This is a genomic window from Chromobacterium sp. Beijing, assembly GCF_021496765.1.
GTDB lineage: Bacteria > Pseudomonadota > Gammaproteobacteria > Burkholderiales > Chromobacteriaceae > Chromobacterium.
Genome location: NZ_CP053750.1, coordinates 2618361 through 2637077, shown reverse-complemented (window position 1 = coordinate 2637077; position 18717 = coordinate 2618361). Strand labels below are relative to the sequence as shown.

Genomic DNA, 18717 nt, shown 5'->3' with positions numbered 1-18717 from the left:
GATGATGGGCGTTTCAGCCGTGGCCAAAACGGATAATGCTGCGGACAAAGGCGTCCGCGGCCTCGATGTGCAATACATGGCCGGTGCCCGGCAGAATTTCCAGCTGCGCGCCGGGCAGCCGTTCGCGCAATAGTTCGGCTTGATACAAGGGCGTCAGGCGGTCTTCGTCGCCAACCAGTATATGGCAGGGCATGCTCAGCTCGTGCAGCCAGGTGCGCGCGTCGTGCTCGGTGACGCCGGCGATCAGACGTATCACCGCGTCCCAGTCCACCATGCCGGCGATCAGCTTCATATCGTCGAGCATGGCGGCGTTGCTGGCGAGAAATCGGCTGGAAAACAGCCAGGGCACGCTGACCGCGTAACGCAAATCCAGCCCGCCGCTGCGGTTGGCCGCAACCCAGCTGTCGCTGATATGGTTGTTGACGCTGTCGGCCCAGGCCAGCGTGGCGGCCAGCAGCAGCCGCGACACGCGCTCGGGATGACGATGGGCGAAGTGCTGCGCCACCATGCCGCCGTAAGACAAGCCGGTGAGATAGACCTCCGCAATGCCCAAATGATTCAACAGACCGGCGGCGAGGTCGGCTTGTTCGCTGAGCGGATATTTGTCGCCGCCGGGTCGGTCGCTTTGGCCTTGGCCGAGAAAGTCGAAGCGCAATAGCTGGAAGTGCGGTTCCAGTTGCGGCTGCAGCAGGGCCCAGGCGGCGGTGGACATGGTGATGCCGTTGAATAGCGCCAGAACTTGGGCGCCCTGTCCGCTGAGTTCGTAATAGACCTTGTGTCCGGCGATTTCGGCATAGGGCATGGCGGTATTCCTTTGGTCAGGCGTTGCGCGGCGTCAACATGCATGCTTCATTCTAGAGCGCGTCGGCGTTTGCGGGGCAATTTGCTGGCGACGCGGACGCCTGGCGAGGACGCGGCGCCGCGCGCGCCGGTCTGCCTGCGGTGGAAAAGGGTAAAGTGTTTGACGAATTAAACAATGATGGTGGGGTTTTCGCCGCCGGCGTCTTAGGGGAAAGGGCCGGGTTTTCGGGTTTGACCGGCCAGCCTGGGTGAGGCGCGCGCGCCACAGAGGCGATAAATTTTCGAGAGCGTTTGCACTAGATATTGTCAAATTTATTAAACGTGGCATAGGCTTCTGTTCAAGACTAAAACGACAAAGGCGCTCGCCGTCGTCGCGGCCGCCGGGCCGTGTTCGCATTAAGCGCCGTACAGAGGAGACATCATGTTGGCAATAGGCACGGCGGTGGCGGCATGGCCACGCGCTCTCGCGGCGGGACCGCCGGCCGGCGCGGGACGCCGGACGGATTCTTGAACCCATGCGCGCGGGCCCAGGCCGGCGCGATCATCCAGCAAGGCATTCGATTGCCGCCGCGCCGCCTCGAGACGAGGCCCGCGCGGCGGACGCAGCCGGCCCGCGCCGCTGCGGAATTGCAATAGAGGGAACGACTCAATGACGCAAGCTATTGCCGCCAAACCGGCCCAGGCCGCTTTTTCCGCCCACAACGCCCAGGCCGCCGGAACCCAGGCCGACGCCGACAAGGCTTATCTGCGCATTGCCGGCGTACTGAAAAAGTTCGGCGATCATGTCGCGGTGGATCATGTGGATCTGGATATCCGCAGAAATGAAATCTTCGCCCTGCTAGGCAGCTCCGGCTGCGGCAAGTCCACCTTGCTGCGCATGCTGGCGGGCATGGAGACGCCGACTTCTGGCCGCATCATCCTGGACGGGGAGGACATGCAGGGCCTGCAGCCGTACGAGCGGCCGGTGAACATGATGTTCCAGAGCTACGCCTTGTTTCCGCATATGACGGTGGAGCAGAACGTGGCGTTTGGCCTGAAACAGGACAAGGTGCCGCGCGAGGAGATCGCGGAGCGGGTGGGCAAGATGCTGGATCTGGTGCAGATGCGCAAGTACGCCAACCGCAAGCCGCATCAATTGTCTGGTGGTCAGCAGCAGCGGGTGGCGCTGGCGCGCAGCCTGGTCAAGCGGCCCAAGCTCTTGCTGCTGGACGAACCTCTGGGCGCTCTGGACAAGAAGCTGCGCCAGCAGACCCAGCTGGAGCTGGTCAATACCATCGAACAGGTGGGCGTGACCTGCATCATGGTGACCCATGATCAGGAAGAGGCGATGACCATGGCCAGCCGCATCGGCATCATGAGCGAAGGCTCCTTGCTGCAGGTGGGCACCCCGTCCGAAATTTACGATTACCCCAGCTGTCGCTTCACCGCGGAATTCATCGGCGAGAGCAATATTTTCGAGGGCGCGGTGGTGGTGGACGAGCCGGACCTGGTCGAAGTGCGCTCGCCGGAGCTGGGCGGGGACATCCGCATCGACCACGGGATTACCGGCCCCAAGGGCATGCACGTCTGGGCCAGCATTCGGCCGGAAGACGTGAGGCTGGACATCAAGCCGTTGCCGGCGGGCCCCAATGTCGCCGCCGGCGTGGTGGAGGACATCGCCTATCTGGGCAGTTATTCCATCTATCACGTGAAACTGGCCAGCGGCAAGGTCGTCAAATCAGTGGTGCCGTCTTCGCGCTGGTATGATGCGGGCGAAACCGCGCCGACCTGGGGAGATCCGGTCTTCGTCAGTTGGCGCCAGGATGTACCGGTGGTGTTGACGCGCTAGCGCCCACGCACGCGCCGCAGCGGATGCCGCATGGCATCCGCTTTTTCTTCTCTTTCCCGAGGCGTTTGGTCCGCCCGGCTTTGGCCGCCATTCCTGTTTTCATTGAGAGGTCTTCATGCTTAGCTTTGCCCATCAGGCTCACGCTCCATCCTATTACGCCGCCACCGCTCTGCCCTGGGAGCCCGGGGCGGCGCTGGAAGGCGTCGTCGACTGCGATGTCTGCGTGGTGGGCGGCGGGCTGGCGGGCTTGTCGGCGGCGCTGAATCTGCGCGAGCGCGGATTCTCCGTGGCGCTGCTGGAGGGGGCGCAAATCGGCTTCGGCGCCTCGGGGCGCAACGGCGGACAGGTGATTTCCGGATTCGCTTGCGGCGTCGACACGCTGCGCGCGCAATTGGGCGACAGCCTGGCCAAGCAGATGTGGGACATGTCGGTGGAGGCGGTGGACATCATCGAACAACGGGTGAACCGGCACGGCATCGATTGCGATTGGCGGCGCGGCTATGTCAGCGTGGCGGTCAAGCCGCGGCATATGCAGGAGTTGGAGGACTGGCAGCGAGAGGCGGCGCAGGCCTATGACTATGGCGGCATGCAGCTGTGGGACCGGGACGAACTCAGGACCCGGCTGGCCAGCGATCGCTACCAGGGCGGGCTGTACGACCCGCGCTCCGGCCATCTGCACCCATTGAACTACACGCTGGGCCTGGCCCGCGCCGCGCGCGAGGCGGGGGTGGCCATTTACGAGCAAAGCCCGGCGCTGCGTCTGAAGCGGGGGGCGCGGCCGCAAGTGGCGACGGAGCGGGGCGTGGTCAATTGCGACCAGCTGGTGTTGGCCTGCAATTCCTACATCGGCGCGCTGGTGCCTGAGCTGGAACGGCGTATCATGCCGGCCGGCACTTATGTGATCGCCACCGAGCCCTTGGGGAAGGAGCGGGCCGAGGCCTTGATCGCCAACGATATGGCGGTGTGCGACACCAATTTCGTGCTGGATTACTATCGTCTGTCCGCCGACCACCGCTTATTGTTCGGCGGCAAGGTCAGTTACTCCGGACGCGAGCCAGCCCATTTGGCCGACGGCATGCGCAGCGATATGCTGCGGGTGTTTCCGCAACTGGCCGACGTCAAGATCGACTATGCCTGGGGCGGTTTTTGCGACATCACGGTGAACCGCGCCCCTGACTTTGGCCGTTTGGACGGCAATGTCTATTATCTGCAAGGCTTTTCCGGGCACGGCGTCAACATCACCGGCCTGGCCGGCAAAGTGGTGGCGGAGGCGGTGGCCGGAGACGCTTCGCGCTTCGACCTGTTCGCCAAGATTCGTCATAATCCCTTCCCCGGCGGCAAATGGCTGCGCACGCCGGCCTTGGTGCTGGGCATGGCTTATTTCCGGATGCGGGATTATTTATAAGCGGGCGTCGCCGTGCCGCGGACCCTGGGCAGCCTTCGCGCTGCCTTTTTATTTTTCAGGTGGGGTCCAGATAATCGTAGCCGCCCCAATCCAGCGCGTAGGCGGTATGGTTGTCCGCGGTGCGGACGGGTTTGAGCAAGCCGTTTTGCTGCATGTAGACTAGGTGCTCGTGAACGTCGGCCGCGCTGTATTCGCCGCCGGATTCGCGCGAGAGCGCCTGAAACAGTTTGTGTTCGTCCAGATACTGGATGTGCATGGTCTGCAGCAGGCGTAAGGTGCGGAAAATCAAGGTTTCATTGCGGGTCATGACAGCGGATATTTTATTTTTATGACTATTCATTTATCTGACACTTTAGTTTGGCGCGTCAAGAAATATGACATTATTGTTTCAAGGGCCGGGGCATGACGACGGAGCGCCCTGATTCGCCTTGCATCGCCGTGTGTTCCACCGCGGTGGGCGACGATATCTGCCGCGGCTGCGCGCGCAGCTTCGACGAGATCTCGCAGTGGTGCTTCATGGACGCGGAGGAGCGGGAGCGGGTGTGGTTGCAGCTGCCGCTGCGTCAGCGCGGATTGAAGATCGCCGCGGTGTTCTCCTGCCTGCCGGAGCTTCATCAGGGCGAGGACGGGGGCGAGTGGATGAGCGTGCCCTGCCTGCCCTTGTGGTTCCGCATGGAGGGGAACTGCCTGCGCTGGCTGCGGGCGGGAGAGCCGGCGTGTCAGCGCGATTGCGCCGGCTGGAGTCCGGCGCAGGTGGCCGCCTTTTTGCGCGAGCAGGCGGGCGTTGAATAGAACGAGGGGAAGGCGATGGCGCAGGACAGTTCTTTGACCGAGTTTTGGGATGTGCGTTATCGCGACGGCGTGACGCCTTGGGAGGGCGCGCGGCTGAGTCCGGAGGCCCTGGCGTTTTTCCAAGCTCAGCCTGCCAGTCGAATCTTGCTGCCCGGCTGCGGCAGCGCCGGAGACTTGCCTCTGTTGCTGGACTGCGGCCATCAGGTGCTGGCCGTCGATTTCAGCGCGCAGGCGGTGGAGATCGCTCGCGCGCAGTGGCCGCAGGCGGCCGCCCATATCCAGCAGGCGGACTTTTTCGCCGTTGAGGAAACGCCGTCTTTCGACATGGTGTTCGAGCGGGCCTTTCTCTGCGCGTTGCCGCCCCGCCTGCATGCCCGCTATGCGGAAAAGATGGCGCGCTTGTTGCGCCCCGGCGGCGCGCTGCTTGGAGTGTTCTTTATCGCGGACACGCCGCGGGGCCCGCCGTTCGGCTTGGGCATGTCGGCCTTGAGCGCTTTGCTGGAGCCGGCTTTCGTGTTGGAGAGTTGCGCGCCGCAGGCGGAGGGCGTGCCGGTGTTTGGCGGTCGGGAGTGCTGGATGGTGTGGAGAAGGCAACACGGAAACGGGGATTTGTAATACATTGACATGGCCTATTTGATGATAATCAATAGTCAGCCAACTATTCCAAAAACAAGGCCGCTATCGCTTAGCATGGCTGACTGAAGTCAATAAACAACAATAATTCTAGATAACAGCGACGGGCGGGCCCGAAGCGCCGGAGGGCGCGGGGCCGGCACCAGCCGCTGAACGGGATTGCGGAGCAAGAGGAGAAGTCATGCAGTGGTTCTGGCGCGTGTATACCCTGGTGGAAAAGACTTTCTGGGATACGTTGACCAAGAAATTGTGCAGTTTCTTTTTCATCAGCGTGTTTCAGCTGGGCATGGTGGCTTATGTTTATTATGTGCTGGAAAACATACGGAGTTCGCTGAAAGGGCAAGTCGCTTCGCCCCAGGTGTTGGCCGGCATCGAGTCCAGCATCGACGGCGCGCTGTTTTGGACGATGGCGCTGTGGGTGGTCAGCGTCGCTTTCATCGCCTTCATGGTCTGGTATCTGCGCTTCCTCATCGTCAGACCGCTGAAAATGATTATCCGGATTTTCAATGAAATCGGCGCCGGTGAGGGGGATCTGTCCAGAGACATTCCCACCATCACCCATGACGAAATCCGCGAATTGTCGCTGTCGTATAACCGTTTCCTGCTGAAAATGCGCGAGATCATCAGCAATGTGCGGCTGATGACGGTGCGGATCGCGATGGATTCGGCGCGCACCCGCAAGAACGTGGTCGAATCGCTGGAGGGCGCGCGCAAGCAGGATCAGCTGGCGACGCAGGTCCGGGCCGCCAGCGATCAGAGCACCGAGGGCGTGGGCCAGGTCACTGAGCAAACCCAGGCGATCTCGTCCACTACGCTGGCCAATCTGGATGTGGCGCGGGAATCCTACGCCGAACTCAAATCCGTGGCGGAGAGCATCTACGGCATCAACCAGAAAGTGGGGCATTTCAATCACACGGTGGATGATCTGAGTCAGCGCTCCTCCAGCATCAAGACCATTGTCGATCTGATCAAGGACGTGTCGGACCAGACCAATCTGCTGGCCTTGAACGCCGCGATAGAGGCGGCGCGGGCCGGCGAGAGCGGACGCGGTTTCGCCGTGGTGGCCGATGAGGTGCGCAAACTGGCCGAGCGGGTTAAAAAGGCCACCGACGAGATTTCGCATAATATCGACGGCATGTTGGGGCTGGTGTCGGAAACCCAGGTGGAAACCGCGCAGATCACCGAGGACACCAAGTCGGCGCGGGAGATCGTCTCCAAGGCGTCCGACCATTTCAGCAAGATGATGGGAGACTTCGAAACCACGGCGAGCAGTCTCAGCCAGATCGCCGCCACCATGTCGGAGTTCGTCGCCTCCAATGGCCAGGTCAATCTGCATGTGGCGGAAATCCACGAACTGGGCCATCAGGTGACGGACCGTCTGAACCATACCGAAGACTCGGCCACCAAATTATCCGGCGCGGCGGAGCAGGTGCAGCAACTGGTGGCGCGCTTCATTCTGGGCGAGGGCGAGTTCGACCAGATCATGCAAACGGCCCGCGAGGCGCGGGATGAATTGCAAACCATGATGGCCGCGCAACTGGCCGCGGGCGTGGCGCTGTTCGATCAGAACTACCAGCCCATCGCCGGCGCCAAGCCGGCCAAGTTCCGCACTCAGTACGACGCCAAGCTGGAAAAACTGATGCAGCCGGTGTATGACCGCGCCGCCAAGTCCGTGCCCGGCGGCGTGTTCTGTCTGGCGGTGGACACCAACGGCTACGCGCCGACCCACAATAGCTGGTATAGCCAGCCCTTGAGCGGAGATGCGGCCAAGGACCTGATCAACAGCCGCGACAAGCGCAAGTTCGCCGATGCCGCCGGTTTGCGGGCCGCGCGCAGCACGCAGTCTTTCCTGCTGCAGACGTATACCCGCGACACCGGGGAGGTGCTGTCGGAAGTGGTGCTGCCCATCATGTTGTCCGGCAAGCATTGGGGCGGCTTCCGCCTGGGCTTCAACCCGGAGCAGCTGTTGGAGGCGCTTGGGCGCGGAGCTACCCGGACTTGAAGCGGCGCAGGTCGGCAGGAAAGCAAAACGGAGGCCGCGGCCTCCGTTTTGTTTTGAGCGTCGCCTCAGATCTGCAACGGGCTTAGCAGGGTGATAATGCCCAGGCCGGCGAACAAGAGCGCGGCAACGGTGTGCACCAGTTTTTGCGGCAGCTTCTTCGCGGCCACCTCGCCCAAGAGCACCGCGGGCACATTGGCCAGCATCATGCCCAGCGTCGTGCCGGCCACCACCAACAGCAAGGCCTCGGGAAAGCGCGCGGACAGCGCGACGGTGGCCAGCTGCGTCTTGTCGCCCATTTCCGCGATAAAGAAAGCGATACAGGTGGTGCCGAACACGCCGAAGCGCTCCATGAGCCGGCTGTCTTCATCCAGCTTGTCCGGAATCAGCATCCAGCCCGCCATGGCGAGAAAGGAAAGACCCAAGCCCCAACGCATGAAGTCCGGTCCTATCTTGCTCATCAGCCAGTGACCCACCGCGGCGGCGGCGAAATGATTGAGCAAGGTGGCGACGAAGATGCCCAGAACGATGGGCATGGGTTTGCGGTAGCGGCCGGCCAGCATCAGGGCGAGCAATTGGGTTTTGTCGCCGATTTCAGCCAAAGCGACGATGCCGGTGGAAATAAGGAAGGCTTCCATGAAAACTCCGGGGGCTGCGCATACGCCATGACAAGCCCGCGCCGCAGCCCCGCGTTGCGCAGACATGTCATGGGTCTTGCCAAACGGAAGTTTTCGTCGCATGCGCCATGGCCGTGATGGCCAAGCCTGTTGACGCATGCCGGCGCTGAAAACCGCGCCGAGGCTACTCCCCCAGAACCAGCCGATTCTAAATCAGTTGGCGTAGCGGGGCAATCTCCGCTCTTAGAGTTGGGACGTGCACTGCGGGCATCGAGAAGCTTTTTCCGGAATGCTGGACACGCAGAACGGGCATTCCTTGGTGGCGGGGGCCGGCGCGGCGGCCGGTTCTTCGCGCTTCAGCCGATTGATGGCCTTGACCAGCATGAAGATGGCGAAAGCCACGATGGTGAAGCTGACCATGGCATTGATGAACAGGCCGATATTCAGCGTGACGGCGCCGGCCTGTTTGGCCGCGGCCACGGACACATAAGGCCCAAGCTGTTTGCTGCCTTCTTTTAGCACGAAGAACATATTGGAGAAATCGACGTTGCCGATCAACAGGCCGATTGGGGGCATGATCACATCGTCGACCAGCGATTTGACGATGGCGCCGAAAGCGCCGCCGATGACGACGCCGACCGCCAGATCGATGACATTGCCTTTCATGGCAAATTCTTTGAATTCTTTAATAATGGACATGGTTGGCCTCTGTTTAAATAGCGTTAAGCATTATAGGACATTCGGCCGCCGTCGCTCCACCGCGGGTCTTTCTTTCAGGCGGCTGAGCGTGAGCGGACGGGCAGGCTGCCAAGCAAGGCGCCGCCAAGAATGAGCACGATGGCGGTCAGAGCGACGGCGTTCAATTGACCCTGGCCGCTGCCTATCAGCAGCAAGGTGGACAGCAGCGGCGTGGCGTAGGACAGGGAGCCGATCTGCCTGGGGTCGCCTTCCTTCAGCGCGCGGTCCCATAGAAAGAAGGCGCCGCCCATCGGCCCGATGCCGAGCAGGATCAGGGCCAGCCATTGGCCGGCGCTGGGGGCGACGCTGGGTTCGAACAGGGCGTGACACAGCAAGGAGAGCAGGCCGGACAGCAGGCAGAAGCCGCCCACCGCGCTATTGGGAAAGCTGGGCAGTCTGCGGGTCAGCAGGCTGAAGGTGGACCACACCACGGCGGCGCCGATGGCGAGCAGATAGCCGGCGAGATGGCTGCTGGACAAGGCGAGCTTGCCCCCGCTGACAATCAGCGCCGCGCCGCTGAAGCCCAGCGCGCCGGCCAGGATGTGGCGGCCATGCAGCACGGTGCCCGGCACCAGGATGGGGGAGAGCATGACGATCAGCAGCGGCCACAGGTAATTCAGCAGATTGGCTTCCATCGCCGGCGCGTGCCGAAACGCGAAGAACAGCAGGAAGTGATAGCCGAACAAGCCGTAGATCCCCACCAGCAGGGTGGGCATCGGGACTTTCCAGTCGCGGTAATGGCGCAGGCTGAGCAGGCTGCCGATCAGCAGACAGACGCCAACGACGAAGAAAGGGGGAAGCGAGCGTGTTTGAGCGCCAAGCGCGGCCAGAGAGGCCCAGAGCAGGATGGCGCCCCCGGCAAAGGCAATCGGTCTGGGAATCATTATTATTCCAATGGGGAGGGTGGGCCGATTGTAAAACGGAAGCGAAAATGGAAAAAGCCACAATCCGGAGATTGTGGCTTTTGAAATTTTGGCTCCCCGAGCAGGGCTCGAACCTGCGACCTGCGGATTAACAGTCCGTCGCTCTACCAACTGAGCTATCAGGGATCATAATGCGGTGATGCGGGCTTGTTTTGGCTCCCCGAGCAGGGCTCGAACCTGCGACCTGCGGATTAACAGTCCGTCGCTCTACCAACTGAGCTATCAGGGAATGGAAAACAAGCAATTCTCAAACTGGGCCGGAGTGGCTCCCCGAGCAGGGCTCGAACCTGCGACCTGCGGATTAACAGTCCGTCGCTCTACCAACTGAGCTATCAGGGATTTGAGTGAGGGCGAACTATAGCTTCAGCCTGTCGGGCTGTCAACACTTGCGCGGCTGAAAATCGCTTGCGTCCGTCGGGCGGCTTGGACGCGGCGTTGACGCCCGCAATTCACCGCTGGCGAAGGGAGGCGGCGGCGCGTTAAAATTTCGTTTGTTGACAATGCGGGAATAGCCGCGTTTTTGAGGTGGGTTAAATGAATCTGGACGGTAAGCTCAGGCTGGATGCGCGCGCAGAGCGGGCAAATAAAGATGCGGCGGAAATGAATGTTCATTTGCGGCAGTTGGAGTCTTTGCGCGCAGGCGCCGCAATATCGGTTCTGGATAAGCATAAAATCATCCAGGTGGCGGGAGAGGACGCGGAGGCCTTTTTGCAAGGGCAGCTTTCCAGCGATGTGCGGGAGTTGTCGGACGAAAGCCATGCCCAGTACAGCAGTTACTCTTCAGCCAAAGGGCGAATGCTGGCCAGCTTCCTGGTTTGGCGGAGCGACGGCGTTTATTGCCTGGCGGTGTCGGCGGATCTGGCCGAATACGTGGCCAAGCGCCTGAGCATGTTTGTCTTGCGCTCCAAGGTGAAGGTATCCATTGCGGATAATCTGACCTTGATTGGCCTTGCGGGCGCGACGGCGCTGAATACGCTGGCCATTGAGCCGGCATTGGCGGCAAGCGTTGGGCCGCGTGAAATGATTCGAGTGGAATTGGGCCTGTTGATAGGCCTGCCCGGGGCGGGCTGGGTGCTGGCGGTGGATGAAGCCGGCGCAGAGCAGCTTGGCGCAAGGCTGACGGAGGCGGCGAGCCTGGTGTCCTCCAGCGTTTGGGACTGGCGGGATATTGACGCGGGCATCCCTTGGATCAGTCTGGCGACTCAGGAGCAGTTTGTGCCGCAAATGGCGAATATGGAATTGATTGGCGGGGTAAGCTTTAAGAAAGGCTGTTACCCGGGGCAGGAAATCGTCGCCAGATCGCAGTATTTGGGGAAAATGAAGCGCCGCATGTTCAAAGTGGCATTTAAACGGCCGCTCGCCATCGGCGCCAAACTCTATAGCCCGTCCGTGGCGGGGCAGTCGATTGGCATGGTGGCTGCGGTTTGCCAAGTGGCACCGGATCAATATGAAGGCTTGGCCGTGGTTCAATTTCAAGCCTGGGAAGAAGGTATTTACGCTGACGAGGCGTACACAATAAGGCTTCAACAACTGGAGCTGCCCTATTCCTTGAATGAGGGGGCTGAGAATTAATTGATAATTTCTGTTTTGTTTCCTTGACTTGAGTGGAAAGGCTTGGCTACATTATCATCTGTAACGCACCACTACTCTTACAATATATTTGGGAACATGCTAATGGAACTGTCGAAATTGGATTTTACTCAGCTGGTGGCTCTGCGCGCCGATGTCGAAGCTGAAATCAAGCGCCGCGAAAGCGAAGAAAAGTCCAAAGCCAAGAAACAAATCATTGAACTTGCTCGCGCTTATGGTCTGAGCGTGGAGGAAGTGCTGGGCAAAACCGGCGGCGTGCGCAAGCCGGTGGAAGCCAAGTATCGTCACCCGGCCAGCCCGGAACTGACTTGGACCGGCCGCGGCCGTAAGCCGGTGTGGGTACAAGAGTGGATCTCCAGCGGCAAAGCCCTGGACGCTCTGGCTATCTAAGCAAACTGCGGGTTTGCAATGAATTTCGAAAGCGCCTGTCATGGGCGCTTTTTCTTTGTCCGACGGCCAGCGGGCCGGCTTGCGGCTTGCTATAAATGGATGTAGCGTTCAAGCTGTTTCGCGTAGTGATTGAAATGTGCTGACATTGTCTTGAGAGTGGGCGGCTATGCTGGATTTTTTTTCAAGAGGGGCTAAAGGTCGCTCCGACCCGTTGGCCAGCGCGGAAGCGGCCAGGGAGTTCGTGGCGGCTTTGAAGAAGGAGCATGGGGCGGCCGCGCATGAGCGCGTGGTGGCCTTGCTGTCGCCATTGGAGTTGGATTGGCACAATATCTCGGTGGATCGCGTCGAAGCGCTGCTGGCGCTCAATCAAGAGACCGAATCGCTGCACGAAAACCTCTGCGCGCAATACTTGCTGAATACGCGCATGCCCAAGGCGCTGGAAGCGCAATTGCGAAGCCAGATACTGGCGTACGGCAAATGCTTCATCGATAGTTATCAGCATGTGCTGACGGTCGACGCCGATTCCGTTGAAGGCGCCAAGGTGCTGACGCTGCTGCCCATCGTGCTGTCGCGGATGATGTTCTATCTTGGCGAGCATGCGCGTTGGCATTGGGTTCGAAGCTTTAATCCGGAAGAGGCGTTTTGGCTGGGGGTCAACCAGCTATATTGGTTCGCCGAGCATCATGGTTGCGATTCCGTGCCGGTGTTTCTGTTCGGCGATGGTCAGCCTGCGACGACGGTTCAGGATCAATTCCTCATCTTGCATATGCTCGCCGTGCTGACCGGGGGCAATCTCAGCGCCAGGCAATTGCACTTCGCCTATCAATTGCTGCAAGTGCTTAGCAACCGTATGTCATTAACCCGGGCTTGCGCGGAACATTCGAGTTTTGTGGTCTCTTTAAAAGGACCGCATCCCGCGGCAAGAGCGTCGGGCGGCCTGGTGGACGAAGCCGCGCGCTACTGGGGGACAACGGATCTGGTCGAAATTCTGCACGGCTGGAGCATTGTATTGGACGCCGGCAGAGTGCCGCCTGAAATTAAACGCATGATGGAGCCGGGCATAGACGCCAATACCTTGCGCGCTTTGATGCGGGAGTGGGCCCCCCAGCAAATGCGTTTTGAAAGGGCGGAGCGGGTGCCCGTTTCCGGGCAGAGCATAGAAGTGGCGTATCGCCTGCCCGTGCTGCACCGTTTGATTCGGGTCGTGGACGAGGCCAAGCAAACGGGCGCGCTGGAAGACGGTAATTTCGATGATGCGGCCAATATCCGTATTTATGGCTTTGTTACCACCAGGAAGCGGGACAAGGGCGCGCCGATGCCTGGGCTTGCCTTGGGCGGGGAGGCTGTTTCTCAGCCGGCAAAAGAAGAGTTTTCGCGCTGGGAAGTCGACAACGTCAGCCAAACCGGACTGGGTGTGACTTTGGGGGCGATGGGGAACGAATGGGTGGGCCTGGGCGCCTTGATCGGTTTTCGCGAGAAATCGGTGGATGGCTGGAGTCTGGGAGTGGTGCGCCGAGTGAAGCGTAATTCGGCGGATCAGATCTACCTCGGGGTTGAAACCCTGAGTAGAAGACCAGTGGCGGCTTCGCTGCGGCCAACCGATGTGAGGCTGATCGATCCCACGCTGCCGCCTGAACAGGTTTGGCTGGCCGGGCATATCGCCTTGTTCGTGCCATGCCAGCGCTCGGGCAAGGTAGTGAACGCCTTATTGCTGCCGTTATCCTTATATGTGTTGGGCAAGGAATTCTACATGACGGCCAAGGGCAAGCATTTCCAGCTTTCTCTGGGCAAGGTGATGGATAAGGGCAGCGATTGGTGCTTGATCGAGGTGGAATTGGTCCAGGCTTTGGAAAAGTTGCCGGTTATGCCGTGACTTTCCATCATTAAAGGTGAGATTGAGAACGGGCCGAAGCTAAGCTTCGGCCCGTTTTTCATGGTTCGGCGGGGCGGTTGAGGTGTGTCGGCAAATACCCCTTTTGGATATTGCTTGTCGCATCAATGGTTTGCCCTGTGAGACCCGCTTTTGTTGAGGTTTTTCTCGCAAAAGGTGTTGACGGGTTTAGGGGGCTGACGTATAGTTCGCCTCCTCAGCAGACAACGCAGCGACGGAAACGAAACGCAGCGACCTGCACCGATCTTTAACAGAACGAATAACCGATAGGTGTAAGTGCTCGGTCGATGACCAAACACTTGCACTGCAAGACGAGAAATGTCTCGATGTTTCTTTGATCTTGCGTGCCAGAAAATTTGCTTGGAATTGAACTGAAGAGTTTGATCCTGGCTCAGATTGAACGCTGGCGGCATGCTTTACACATGCAAGTCGAACGGTAACAGGGTGCTTGCACCGCTGACGAGTGGCGAACGGGTGAGTAATGCATCGGAATGTACCGTGTAATGGGGGATAGCTCGGCGAAAGCCGGATTAATACCGCATACGCCCTGAGGGGGAAAGTGGGGGACCGAAAGGCCTCACGTTATACGAGCAGCCGATGTCTGATTAGCTAGTTGGTGAGGTAAAGGCTCACCAAGGCGTCGATCAGTAGCGGGTCTGAGAGGATGATCCGCCACACTGGGACTGAGACACGGCCCAGACTCCTACGGGAGGCAGCAGTGGGGAATTTTGGACAATGGGCGCAAGCCTGATCCAGCCATGCCGCGTGTCTGAAGAAGGCCTTCGGGTTGTAAAGGACTTTTGTCCGGGAGCAAATCCTAGTGGTTAATAACCGCTGGGTCTGAGAGTACCGGAAGAATAAGCACCGGCTAACTACGTGCCAGCAGCCGCGGTAATACGTAGGGTGCAAGCGTTAATCGGAATTACTGGGCGTAAAGCGTGCGCAGGCGGTTGTGCAAGTCTGATGTGAAAGCCCCGGGCTTAACCTGGGAACGGCATTGGAGACTGCACGACTAGAGTGCGTCAGAGGGGGGTAGAATTCCGCGTGTAGCAGTGAAATGCGTAGAGATGCGGAGGAATACCGATGGCGAAGGCAGCCCCCTGGGATGACACTGACGCTCATGCACGAAAGCGTGGGGAGCAAACAGGATTAGATACCCTGGTAGTCCACGCCCTAAACGATGTCAACTAGCTGTTGGGGGTTTGAATCCTTGGTAGCGTAGCTAACGCGAGAAGTTGACCGCCTGGGGAGTACGGCCGCAAGGTTAAAACTCAAAGGAATTGACGGGGACCCGCACAAGCGGTGGATGATGTGGATTAATTCGATGCAACGCGAAAAACCTTACCTGGTCTTGACATGTAACGAACGCCGCAGAGATGTGGTGGTGCCCGAAAGGGAGCGTTAACACAGGTGCTGCATGGCTGTCGTCAGCTCGTGTCGTGAGATGTTGGGTTAAGTCCCGCAACGAGCGCAACCCTTGCCATTAGTTGCCATCATTAAGTTGGGCACTCTAATGGGACTGCCGGTGACAAACCGGAGGAAGGTGGGGATGACGTCAAGTCCTCATGGCCCTTATGACCAGGGCTTCACACGTCATACAATGGTCGGTACAGAGGGTCGCGAAGCCGCGAGGTGGAGCCAATCTCATAAAACCGATCGTAGTCCGGATCGCACTCTGCAACTCGAGTGCGTGAAGTCGGAATCGCTAGTAATCGCAGATCAGCATGCTGCGGTGAATACGTTCCCGGGTCTTGTACACACCGCCCGTCACACCATGGGAGTGAGTTTCACCAGAAGTGGGTAGGCTAACCGTAAGGAGGCCGCTTACCACGGTGGGATTCATGACTGGGGTGAAGTCGTAACAAGGTAGCCGTAGGGGAACCTGCGGCTGGATCACCTCCTTTCTAGAGAAGGTTGTTGATCGAGTACTTACAGCCTATCGGTTATTCGCGAGTTTGAGTCTCGCGATCAGAGTGCTTGGATGAGTACTGTGATCGCGTTGTTTGAACGCACTGATCTTTAACAAACTGAAGAAGCCGAATATATAAAGACGGCGAGAAGGAAGCGTAGAGTTAACTCTTTACGCGGACGGATCGTCATCTTGGGTATTTGATTGTATCTAGGCTACGTCGCCATATCAAAAGGGGCGGTGTAGTCGTCGCACAAACACACTTGTTGTTTTGGTGATCTAGGTTACTGAAATGATAGGGTCAAGCGACTAAGTGCATCTGGTGGATGCCTTGGCGATCATAGGCGAAGAAGGACGTGTAAGCCTGCGAAAAGCGCGGGGGAGCTGGCAATAGAGCTTTGATCCCGCGATGTCCGAATGGGGAAACCCCTCCGCAAGGAGATCCCAGACTGAATCCATAGGTCTGAGGAGGCGAACGCAGCGAACTGAAACATCTAAGTAGCTGCAGGAAAAGAAATCAACCGAGATTCCGTTAGTAGTGGCGAGCGAACGCGGAAGAGCCTGTACGTGTTATGGATTGTGTTAGTGGAAGGTTCATGGAAAGGACCGCCATAGTGGGTGATAGCCCCGTACACGAAAACGCATTCCAAGGACTAGGCGTACGATAAGTAGGGCGGGACACGAGAAATCCTGTCTGAAGATGGGGGGACCATCCTCCAAGGCTAAATACTCATGATCGACCGATAGTGAACCAGTACCGTGAGGGAAAGGCGAAAAGAACCCCGGGAGGGGAGTGAAATAGAACCTGAAACCGGATGCATACAAACAGTGGGAGCGGACTTGTTCCGTGACTGCGTACCTTTTGTATAATGGGTCAGCGACTTACGTTCAGTAGCGAGCTTAACCGAATAGGGGAGGCGTAGGGAAACCGAGTCCGAATAGGGCGCTTTAGTTGCTGGGCGTAGACCCGAAACCGAGTGATCTATCCATGGCCAGGATGAAGGTGCGGTAACACGCACTGGAGGTCCGAACCCACTAGTGTTGCAAAACTAGGGGATGAGCTGTGGATAGGGGTGAAAGGCTAAACAAACTCGGAGATAGCTGGTTCTCCCCGAAAACTATTTAGGTAGTGCCTCATGTATCACTTCCGGGGGTAAAGCACTGTTATGGCTAGGGGGTCATTGCGATTTACCAAACCATGGCAAACTCTGAATACCGGAAAGTGCGAGCATGGGAGACAGACGGTGGGTGCTAACGTCCATCGTCAAGAGGGAAACAACCCAGACCGCCAGCTAAGGTCCCAAATGATCAGTTAAGTGGTAAACGAGGTGGGAAGGCATAGACAGCCAGGATGTTGGCTTAGAAGCAGCCATCATTTAAAGAAAGCGTAATAGCTCACTGGTCGAGTCGTCCTGCGCGGAAGATGTAACGGGGCTCAAACTGATAACCGAAGCTGCGGATTTGCACGTAAGTGCAGATGGTAGGGGAGCGTTCTGTAGGTCTGTGAAGGTGTCTCGTAAGGGATGCTGGAGATATCAGAAGTGCGAATGCTGACATGAGTAGCGATAAAGCGGGTGAAAAGCCCGCTCGCCGAAAGCCCAAGGTTTCCTACGCAACGTTCATCGGCGTAGGGTGAGTCGGCCCCTAAGGCGAGGCTGAAAAGCGTAGTCGATGGGAAACGGGTTAAAATTCCCGTACTTTTATGCAGTGCGATGTGGGGACGGAGAAGGTTAGGTCATCAGACTGTTGGAATAGTCTGTTTAAGCCGGTAGGCTGGGGAGGTAGGCAAATCCGCCTTCCCTTAAGGCCGAGACGTGATGACGAGGGTCTACGGACCTGAAGTGACTGATACCACGCTTCCAGGAAAAGCCACTAAGCTTCAGCTGCATAAGAACCGTACCGCAAACCGACACAGGTGGGCAGGATGAGAATTCTAAGGCGCTTGAGAGAACTCAGGAGAAGGAACTCGGCAAATTGATACCGTAACTTCGGGAGAAGGTATGCCTCTTAGAGTGAATCCCCTGCGGGAGGAGCTTTGAGAGGTCGCAGAGAATCGGTGGCTGCGACTGTTTAACAAAAACACAGCACTGTGCCAACACGAAAGTGGACGTATACGGTGTGACGCCTGCCCGGTGCTGGAAGGTTAAGTGATGGGGTGCAAGCTCTTGATCGAAGCCCCAGTAAACGGCGGCCGTAACTATAACGGTCCTAAGGTAGCGAAATTCCTTGTCGGGTAAGTTCCGACCCGCACGAATGGCGTAACGATGGCCACACTGTCTCCTCCTGAGACTCAGCGAAGTTGAAGTGTTTGTGAAGATGCAATCTCCCCGCTGCTAGACGGAAAGACCCCGTGAACCTTTACTGTAGCTTTGCATTGGACTTTGAACAGACTTGTGTAGGATAGGTGGGAGGCTATGAAGTGGGAACGCTAGTTCTCATGGAGCCGTCCTTGAAATACCACCCTGGTGTGTTTGAGGTTCTAACCTTGGTCCGTGATCCGGATTGGGGACAGTGCATGGTAGGCAGTTTGACTGGGGCGGTCTCCTCCCAAAGTGTAACGGAGGAGTTCGAAGGTTACCTAGGTACGGTCGGAAATCGTGCTGATAGTGCAATGGCAAAAGGTAGCTTAACTGCGAGACCGACAAGTCGAGCAGGTGCGAAAGCAGGACATAGTGATCCGGTGGTTCTGAATGGAAGGGCCATCGCTCAACGGATAAAAGGTACTCCGGGGATAACAGGCTGATACCGCCCAAGAGTTCACATCGACGGCGGTGTTTGGCACCTCGATGTCGGCTCATCACATCCTGGGGCTGTAGCCGGTCCCAAGGGTATGGCTGTTCGCCATTTAAAGTGGTACGTGAGCTGGGTTCAAAACGTCGTGAGACAGTTTGGTCCCTATCTGCAGTGGGCGTTGGAAGTTTGACGGGGGCTGCTCCTAGTACGAGAGGACCGGAGTGGACGCACCTCTGGTGTACCGGTTGTGACGCCAGTCGCATTGCCGGGTAGCTAAGTGCGGAAGAGATAACCGCTGAAAGCATCTAAGCGGGAAACTCGCCTGAAGATGAGACTTCCCTGAGGGCTTGACCCTCCTGAAGAGTCGTTCGAGACCAGGACGTTGATAGGTCGGGTGTGGAAGCGCTGTGAGGCGTTAAGCTAACCGATACTAATTGCTCGTGAGGCTTGATCCTATCATTTGAGTGG

Annotated in this window: 13 protein-coding genes, 3 tRNA genes, 2 rRNA genes and 1 riboswitch; of the genes, 10 read left to right on the top strand and 8 right to left on the bottom strand. The window is 58.5% G+C overall.

The features are described 5' to 3' along the window. Window positions 1–13 precede the first annotated feature (13 nt). The gene (locus HQN78_RS12155) at window positions 14–802 is read right to left on the bottom strand and encodes an alpha/beta fold hydrolase (protein WP_235089681.1); all 789 of its coding nucleotides are present in this window, start codon (window positions 800–802) and stop codon (window positions 14–16) included. Window positions 803–1450: 648 nt separating this feature from the next. Here HQN78_RS12155 and HQN78_RS12150 point away from each other — a divergent pair. Together HQN78_RS12150 and HQN78_RS12145 are read left to right on the top strand one after the other, a co-directional pair. Next, window positions 1451–2629: an ABC transporter ATP-binding protein gene (locus HQN78_RS12150; RefSeq protein WP_107798400.1), complete on the top strand. Its 1179-nt coding sequence runs from the start codon at window positions 1451–1453 to the stop codon at window positions 2627–2629. Between the two features lie 115 nt (window positions 2630–2744). After that, window positions 2745–4034, top strand: a complete 1290-nt coding sequence (locus HQN78_RS12145; RefSeq protein ID WP_235089679.1) for an FAD-binding oxidoreductase — start codon at window positions 2745–2747, stop codon at window positions 4032–4034. A gap of 55 nt (window positions 4035–4089) precedes the next feature. Here HQN78_RS12145 and HQN78_RS12140 read toward each other — a convergent pair whose 3' ends face one another. Then, window positions 4090–4341, bottom strand: a complete 252-nt coding sequence (locus HQN78_RS12140) for a hypothetical protein (protein ID WP_107798402.1) — start codon at window positions 4339–4341, stop codon at window positions 4090–4092. A gap of 95 nt (window positions 4342–4436) precedes the next feature. Here HQN78_RS12140 and HQN78_RS12135 point away from each other — a divergent pair, with 95 nt between their 5' ends. The 3 genes from HQN78_RS12135 (at window position 4437) to HQN78_RS12125 (ending at window position 7461) form a co-directional block, all read left to right on the top strand. Then, entirely contained in the window at window positions 4437–4826 is a 390-nt protein-coding gene (locus HQN78_RS12135; protein WP_107798403.1) for a DUF1289 domain-containing protein, read from the top strand. A 33-nt stretch (window positions 4827–4859) separates the two neighbouring features. Continuing rightward, window positions 4860–5441, top strand: coding sequence for a methyltransferase domain-containing protein (locus HQN78_RS12130; RefSeq protein WP_235089677.1), 582 nt, complete (start codon window positions 4860–4862; stop codon window positions 5439–5441). Window positions 5442–5640: 199 nt separating this feature from the next. After that, window positions 5641–7461 (top strand): methyl-accepting chemotaxis protein, encoded by a 1821-nt coding sequence (locus tag HQN78_RS12125; RefSeq protein ID WP_235089675.1) that lies wholly within the window; start codon window positions 5641–5643, stop codon window positions 7459–7461. Between the two features lie 65 nt (window positions 7462–7526). On the opposite strand, the gene HQN78_RS12120 is transcribed toward HQN78_RS12125, so the two are convergent. From HQN78_RS12120 to HQN78_RS12095, 6 genes are all read right to left on the bottom strand, one after another. Continuing rightward, the gene (locus HQN78_RS12120) at window positions 7527–8096 is read right to left on the bottom strand and encodes a TMEM165/GDT1 family protein (RefSeq protein ID WP_107798406.1); all 570 of its coding nucleotides are present in this window, start codon (window positions 8094–8096) and stop codon (window positions 7527–7529) included. Window position 8097: 1 nt separating this feature from the next. Further along, window positions 8098–8280, bottom strand: a riboswitch (yybP-ykoY riboswitch). Window positions 8281–8318: 38 nt separating this feature from the next. Then, complete coding sequence (gene mscL, locus HQN78_RS12115; RefSeq protein WP_107798407.1) at window positions 8319–8774, bottom strand: large conductance mechanosensitive channel protein MscL; 456 nt, start codon at window positions 8772–8774, stop codon at window positions 8319–8321. 74 nt (window positions 8775–8848) lie between these two features. Then, window positions 8849–9697 (bottom strand): DMT family transporter, encoded by an 849-nt coding sequence (locus tag HQN78_RS12110; RefSeq protein ID WP_235089672.1) that lies wholly within the window; start codon window positions 9695–9697, stop codon window positions 8849–8851. Between the two features lie 89 nt (window positions 9698–9786). Then, window positions 9787–9862, bottom strand: a tRNA-Asn gene (locus tag HQN78_RS12105). 27 nt (window positions 9863–9889) lie between these two features. Continuing rightward, window positions 9890–9965 (bottom strand) — tRNA-Asn (locus HQN78_RS12100). A gap of 34 nt (window positions 9966–9999) precedes the next feature. Continuing rightward, window positions 10000–10075: transfer RNA gene (locus HQN78_RS12095), tRNA-Asn, on the bottom strand. 195 nt (window positions 10076–10270) lie between these two features. Here HQN78_RS12095 and HQN78_RS12090 point away from each other — a divergent pair. The 5 genes from HQN78_RS12090 (at window position 10271) to HQN78_RS12070 (ending at window position 18704) form a co-directional block, all read left to right on the top strand. Beyond that, window positions 10271–11308, top strand: a complete 1038-nt coding sequence (locus tag HQN78_RS12090; RefSeq protein ID WP_235089670.1) for a folate-binding protein YgfZ — start codon at window positions 10271–10273, stop codon at window positions 11306–11308. A gap of 102 nt (window positions 11309–11410) precedes the next feature. Then, window positions 11411–11716, top strand: a complete 306-nt coding sequence (locus HQN78_RS12085; RefSeq protein WP_048414938.1) for an H-NS family nucleoid-associated regulatory protein — start codon at window positions 11411–11413, stop codon at window positions 11714–11716. A gap of 166 nt (window positions 11717–11882) precedes the next feature. After that, complete coding sequence (locus HQN78_RS12080; protein WP_107798410.1) at window positions 11883–13589, top strand: hypothetical protein; 1707 nt, start codon at window positions 11883–11885, stop codon at window positions 13587–13589. A 386-nt stretch (window positions 13590–13975) separates the two neighbouring features. Beyond that, a 16S ribosomal RNA gene (locus HQN78_RS12075) occupies window positions 13976–15511 on the top strand. 304 nt (window positions 15512–15815) lie between these two features. After that, window positions 15816–18704, top strand: a 23S ribosomal RNA gene (locus tag HQN78_RS12070). Together the 16S and 23S rRNA genes form the textbook arrangement of a ribosomal RNA operon. The last annotated feature ends 13 nt before the right edge of the window (window positions 18705–18717 follow it).